The following is a 6,274-nucleotide window of genomic DNA, read 5'->3' as shown; positions in this document are numbered from 1 at the left end:
ATGCTTACAAAAGCAAATATGGAAAAAATAAAAGCGATGTCCGAAGAAGAATATAATTCAACAATGACGTGGCATGTTGGACCAAAACAACCGGCAGAAGTACGCAAAGCCGATATTTTTTGGCTTACGATAATGGACGCGGTTCATCATCGTGGACAAATGTCGGTATATATTCGTCTCGCAGGCGGAAAAGTACCAGCAATGTATGGTCCATCAGCAGATGAAAATTGGGGAATGTAATTTCTCAATAAGAGAGATGAGATTTGCGATTTGAGTTTAAAAAATTAAACATGCAAATCTCGTTCTCTTTTCAGTTGAATAAATTTTCAAATCTAAAATCTTCATTCTAAATTCTAAAATTCTTTATGTCAACCTTAATCAAAAACGGTCGCATCATTACTGCGGAACAAGATTACACAGCAGATATTTTTATTGAGAAAGAAAATATTTCTACGATTGGAAATGATTTGAAAATTGTAGCCGATAAAATAATTGATGCAAAAGGGAAATATGTTATTCCCGGCGGCATTGATGTTCACACACATATGGATATGCCGTTTGGAGGAACAGTTTCCAGTGACGATTTTGAAACCGGAACACGCGCTGCTGCATTTGGCGGAACAACATCGCTCGTTGATTTTGCGATTCAAGCGAAGGGAACAAAAATTCGTGAAGCGCTCGATGTGTGGATGAAGAAAGCGGAAATCTCGACGGTGGATTTTAGTTTACATATGATTGTTACCGATTTGCCCGAAGCGCATCTCGAAGATATGAATGAAATGGTGCGCGAAGGCATTACGAGTTTCAAATTGTTTATGGCATATCCGAATGTGTTGATGGTGGATGACGCAACAATTTTTCGCGCGATGAGAAAAACTGCTGAGAATGGCGCGCTGATTTGTATGCACGCAGAAAACGGCGGCGTGATTGATTTGCTCGTACAAAAAGCAATCGCTGAAGGAAAAGCCGCGCCGATTTATCACTCACTCACTCGCCCAACAACTGCGGAAGGTGAAGCAGTGAATCGTGCAATTTCACTTGCACAAATGGCTGGTGCGCCCGTGTATATTGTGCATCTTTCATCAAATGATGCGTTGGAAAAAGTTGCCGAAGCGCGTGATAGAGGAATTCCCGCATTCGCCGAAACGTGTCCGCAATATCTTTTACTTTCCATCGAAGAATTGGAACGACCGAATTTTGAAGGAGCGAAATATGTGTTCACTCCTCCCCTGCGCGAAAAATGGCATCAGGAAAAATTGTGGGCGGGACTACGGAAAAATACATTACAAATTGTTTCAACTGATCATTGTCCGTTTTGTTTTAAAGAGCAGAAAGAACTTGGCAGGGAAAGTTTTGCAAAAATTCCCAACGGCGGACCGGGAGTAGAAAATCGTTTGCAACTTTTGTATCATCACGGCGTAAATGAAAAACGAATTACGCTCAATCGTTGGGTAGAAATTGTTTCTACAAATCCGGCAAAGATGTTCGGAATGTATCCGCGCAAAGGAACAATTGCAATCGGAAGTGATGCTGATATTGTTATTTGGAATCCAAATACGGAACATACAATTTCCGCGCACACACATCATATGCGCGTAGATTATTCAATGTTTGAAGGATGGAAAGTAAAAGGAAACGCAGAAACAGTTCTCTCACGCGGCGAAGTTATTGTTGAAAATAATTCTTGGTTTGGAAAAACCGGGCGAGGAAAATTTATAAAGCGTGATGCGTTTGCTGGAGCGTGGAAGTAAAGTAGTTTAGAGTTTGTAGTTTTCAGTTTATAGTTTTTTCTTCTCAAGTGAAATTCACAATAAATTTTATCGGTGTTGGTTTCTTCATTGTATTAATGGTAGTAAACAATACCAATTCATTTTCAATGAAAAAACAAACAAAAAAGCAAACAGAGAAAAGTATGTACACATTTCAAAAATATATTTTTCCATTGTTGGAATCAAGTTGTAGACCATGACATTTTACTGGTGGAATAATGTATAGCAAATTACCGTTTTATGATTCGCTGACTGTTTTGAAACTTGGAACAAAACTTTTTATGAGAATAAAAAAAAGAGCAATAAAAAATAATTAGTAAATGGATTTCTAAAAATAATAATCATAACTAAATATGGGACGTGCATTTGAATTTCGGAAAAACCGAAAAATGAAACGGTGGAATACAATTGCAAAAGCATTCACTAAATTTGGAAAAGAAATTGCGATTGCAGTAAAACAAATAACTCTACGTTTATATGTATCCAATCTCAAATAATTTACTTTGAATCAACATTAGGACGCGGTTAAAATTACCACAATTGTATAGCAAGAAAGTAGGAGCGACTTAGTATGAATAAAGAAGCACCATATTGAATAGCACTGGCACATCTGCCGAGATGGTGGGCATTTAAAGAATTATTATCTCATCATAAAATTCCACCATGAGAATAAAATTTCAAAAGAAGAGTTTTTTAATTTGCAGAAAACGAATGAAATACTAAACTACACTATCAATTCCTAAGAAATACTTCTAATTTTCTTTCTATATTTTCGCCGCAAAATTTTTTTATTCTATTCAACAACTTTATGTCTTCACAATTCAATCCCAACACGATTACTGAAATACAAAAAGCGATGTTAGAGTACAACGTTGATGGCTGGCTCTTTTACGATTTCTGGAAAGCAAATTCGTTTGCGCAGAAAATTTTGAAAATGCCGTCGCACATTGTTCAATCGCGAAGATTTTTTTATCTCATTCCGAAAAGCGGCGAACCGAAAAAACTTCTGCATAACATCGAGCAATTCAATCTTGACCATTTGCCCGGCGCAAAACAAACATACGTGAGTTGGAAATCAGGCGACGAAGGTTTGCGTTGGCTGTTGCAAGGAATGAAAACCGTTGCGATGGAATACTCGCCGATGAATGCGATTCCTTATGTTTCCAAAGTAGATGCGGGAACAATCGAGCGCGTGAAAAATTGCGGCGTGAACATTGTTTCTTCCGCTGACCTTGCGCAATATTTCGACGCGCGATGGAACGATGAACAACTCCGCGACAACCTCGAAGTTTCAAAAGTATTGCGGCAAACTGTGGACGATACGTTTGCATTTATGCGCGAGAAAATAAAAGCGAAACAGCGCATCACCGAATACGATGTGCAGCAATTTATGCTTTCGATTTTTAAGAAGCACGATTACTACACGGAGTTCGACCCGAATTGTTCCGTGAATGCCAACAGCGCAAATCCGCATTACGAACCGACAAAAGAAATCCACAGCGAGTTGCACGAAAACGATTTTGTGTTAATTGATTTGTGGGCAAAGAAAAATAAACCCGGCGCAACATACGGCGATATTACGTGGGTCGGATTTTTGGGAAGTTCGGTGCCGGAAAAATATGTGAAAGTGTTTAACGTAGTTGCGGGTGCGCGAGATGCGGCGTTCGCGTTTGTCGAAAATGCGTTTGCCAACAAAAAGAAAATACGCGGCTGCGATGTGGATGATGTTTCAAGAAATTATATTGTTGAGCGCGGCTACGGCGAATATTTTGTTCATCGTACGGGACATTCGATTACGGAAGATTTGCACGGAACCGGCGCGCATATTGATAATCTCGAAACGCACGACGAGCGTTTAATTATTCCCGAAACTTCTTTTTCGATTGAGCCGGGAGTGTATTTGCCCGGCGATTTCGGCATTCGCAGCGAAGTGGATGTGTTCATTACGAAAGATGGAAACGTAATGGTAACCGGCGAACCGCGACAGAAAGAAATGATTGCTATTCTCAAATAGATTACGGATGAAAGATTTGAAAAATTTTTTAAAAATGAAACACTGATAACGTGAATGAAGTTGATTCATACAGATTTAGTAAAAATGAAACCTTTGTTCTTCAAAATAATTTTTTTTTGCTTTATTTTTTTTGCTAAAAATATTTCTCTCAGTGATGGCTATACAAACATCGAAATTGTATGGAGTGAATCATCAAAAATTATGTGGAATGATTTCAAGAAAGAACCACCAAAAAGTGCTGAAGCCGATGCCCAAAGTTGGGTTGGTGTGAACTATTCGTGGAAATACGAAAACTTGAAGTTCACGTTAGACGTTTACGCGTTCTTTCTTCCGGAAAAATCGTGGGTCAAGGATGAAAAAAGAAACGATACCTTGCTTGTTCATGAGCAATTTCACTTCACTATTGCTGAACTTTATTCTCGCAAACTTAAAAAAGCAATTTCTGAAGCAGAAGTAGATTGTAAAAACATTGACAACGTTTCTGCGATAATAAAAAAACTTGCAGATGAAAATGAGAAAGAATTACAAGATAGACAAGAAGATTACGACAGCGATACTGAACACGGAAACGATGTTGAAGAACAAAGAAATTGGCAAATCATTCTATTGAAAGAATTGCAAGAACTTTCAATGGACAAATGAAAAATCATTTATATTTTATTTCTTCTGACTTCTGACTGCCGACATCTAACTTATTTTATAAATGAAATCTATCCTTGTTGTTGACGACGAGAACGATATTGTCGAACTCCTTTCGTACAATTTAATGAAAGAAGGTTACAACGTTCTTTCGGCTACGAATGGAAACGACGCGCTGCAAAAAGCGGAATCAAAGCCGGATTTACTGTTGCTCGATGTGATGATGCCGCATCTCGATGGATTTGAAACGTTGAAGCAGTTGCGAAAATATTCTCATACAGAAAACATTCCCGTAATTCTTCTTACTGCAAAAAGTTCCGAGTTCGATGAAGTTGTTGGACTTGAACTTGGCGCGGATGATTACATTATCAAACCGATTTCGATTCCGAAACTTCTTGCGCGTGTGAAATCCGTGTTGCGAAAAAATGAATCACGAGAAATTGCATCGCCGAAAACTTCTTCTGTATCCTATGGCACGATAGAAATTTTCCCCGAACAGCATAAAATTTTCATCAACAAGACCGATACGTTCTTTCCGAAAAAAGAATTTTTCCTTCTTGAATATCTCATCAAACATAAAGGTGATGTTGTAACACGAGAGAAACTACTCGACAAAATTTGGGGAAATGATGTCCACGTGAATGATAGAACGATTGACGTTCACATCAGAAAAATTCGAGAGAAGTTAGGAGAGTTTGCCGATTGCATCGAAACGATAAAAGGCATTGGTTATCGAATGAAAGTGCAATAGTTATTCTAAAATTCGTCATGCCGAATTTATTTCGGCATCTTTACAAAGAGATCCCTGAACAAGTTCGGAATGACGTGATATGAAATGAAACTCCAAACAAAACTCAACATATTTTTTCTTCTGCTCGGCGTTGGAATAATTCTCATCGAATATTTTCTTCTTCACTTGCATGGAACGGCGCTTTCTACATTGCTTATTCTTGTCTTCATTGCCATCGCCGGAAATATTCTTTCCAAACGCATTGCAAAACCGATAAATGACATTGCTCACGCGGCAGAAGAAATACGTTCGGGAAATTTAGAAAAACGAATTTCAATTTCTTCAAACGATGAAATCGGAAAACTTGCCAAAGCAGTGAACGGAATGGTTTCCAAATTGAACGATGATATTGTGCAAATGAAAAAACTTGAACATGTGCGCAGTGAATTTCTCGGTAATGTTTCCCACGAATTACGAACGCCAATTTTTTCTTTGCAAGCATCTCTCGAAACATTGCTGAACGGAGCAATTGATGATACAAGAGTAAACCGCGACTTTTTACAGAAAGCATTAAACAATACGCATCGCCTCAATGATTTGCTCGCTGATTTAATTGAAATTTCCCGTATCGAATCCGGTGAAATGAAAATGCGATTCGAGAATTTTTCATTGTATGAATTTCTCGAAACAATCATCAATGAGTTTCAATCGTTAGCACACCAGAAAAATATTTCCCTTTCCCTTGAATCGGAAAATAAAATGTTCCCTGCATACGGCGATAAAGAACAATTGAAAATCGTTTTTTCCAATCTCATCGCAAACGCAATAAAATTCACAAATGCAAACGGAGGTGTCATTGTTTCGTTTGAAAAAACTGTTCCCGGCGTTCGCATTACGGTTAAAGATACCGGAGTTGGAATTTCCGAAGAACATTTGCCCAGAATTTTAGAACGCTTCTATCGCGTGGATAAAAATCGTTCGCGGGAACTTGGCGGAACGGGATTAGGACTTGCCATTGCAAAACATATTGTGGAAGCGCATGGAAGTAAGATTGATGTGCAAAGCGAACTCGGCAAAGGAAGCGCATTTCGGTTTACGTTGAAATCGGAATAAATTACCATC

At 38.4% G+C, this 6,274-nt stretch carries 6 protein-coding genes and 1 pseudogene; all 7 read left to right on the top strand.

Annotation, left to right across the window (positions count from 1 at the left end; genetic code table 11):
• The coding region (locus FJ218_10525; GenBank protein ID MBM4167335.1) for a hypothetical protein at positions 1-240 on the top strand (240 nt) is incomplete at its 5' end.
• A gap of 125 nt (positions 241-365) precedes the next feature.
• Complete coding sequence (hydA, locus tag FJ218_10520; protein MBM4167334.1) at positions 366-1,751, top strand: dihydropyrimidinase; 1,386 nt, start codon at positions 366-368, stop codon at positions 1,749-1,751.
• A gap of 371 nt (positions 1,752-2,122) precedes the next feature.
• Positions 2,123-2,230 (top strand): annotated as a pseudogene (locus tag FJ218_10515) (YebC/PmpR family DNA-binding transcriptional regulator).
• Positions 2,231-2,577: 347 nt separating this feature from the next.
• Complete coding sequence (locus FJ218_10510) at positions 2,578-3,783, top strand: M24 family metallopeptidase (GenBank protein MBM4167333.1); 1,206 nt, start codon at positions 2,578-2,580, stop codon at positions 3,781-3,783.
• Positions 3,784-3,837: 54 nt separating this feature from the next.
• Entirely contained in the window at positions 3,838-4,425 is a 588-nt protein-coding gene (locus FJ218_10505) for a DUF922 domain-containing protein (GenBank protein ID MBM4167332.1), read from the top strand.
• A 61-nt stretch (positions 4,426-4,486) separates the two neighbouring features.
• Positions 4,487-5,173, top strand: a complete 687-nt coding sequence (locus FJ218_10500; GenBank protein ID MBM4167331.1) for a response regulator transcription factor — start codon at positions 4,487-4,489, stop codon at positions 5,171-5,173.
• Positions 5,174-5,257: 84 nt separating this feature from the next.
• Entirely contained in the window at positions 5,258-6,265 is a 1,008-nt protein-coding gene (locus tag FJ218_10495) for a HAMP domain-containing protein (GenBank protein MBM4167330.1), read from the top strand.
• Positions 6,266-6,274 lie beyond the last annotated feature (9 nt).

Source organism: Ignavibacteria bacterium, from assembly GCA_016873775.1.
Lineage (GTDB): Bacteria > Bacteroidota > Ignavibacteria > UBA10030 > F1-140-MAGs086 > JAGXRH01.
The sequence above is the reverse complement of the archived record's forward strand: the minus strand, read 5'-3'. Positions and strand labels throughout refer to the sequence as shown.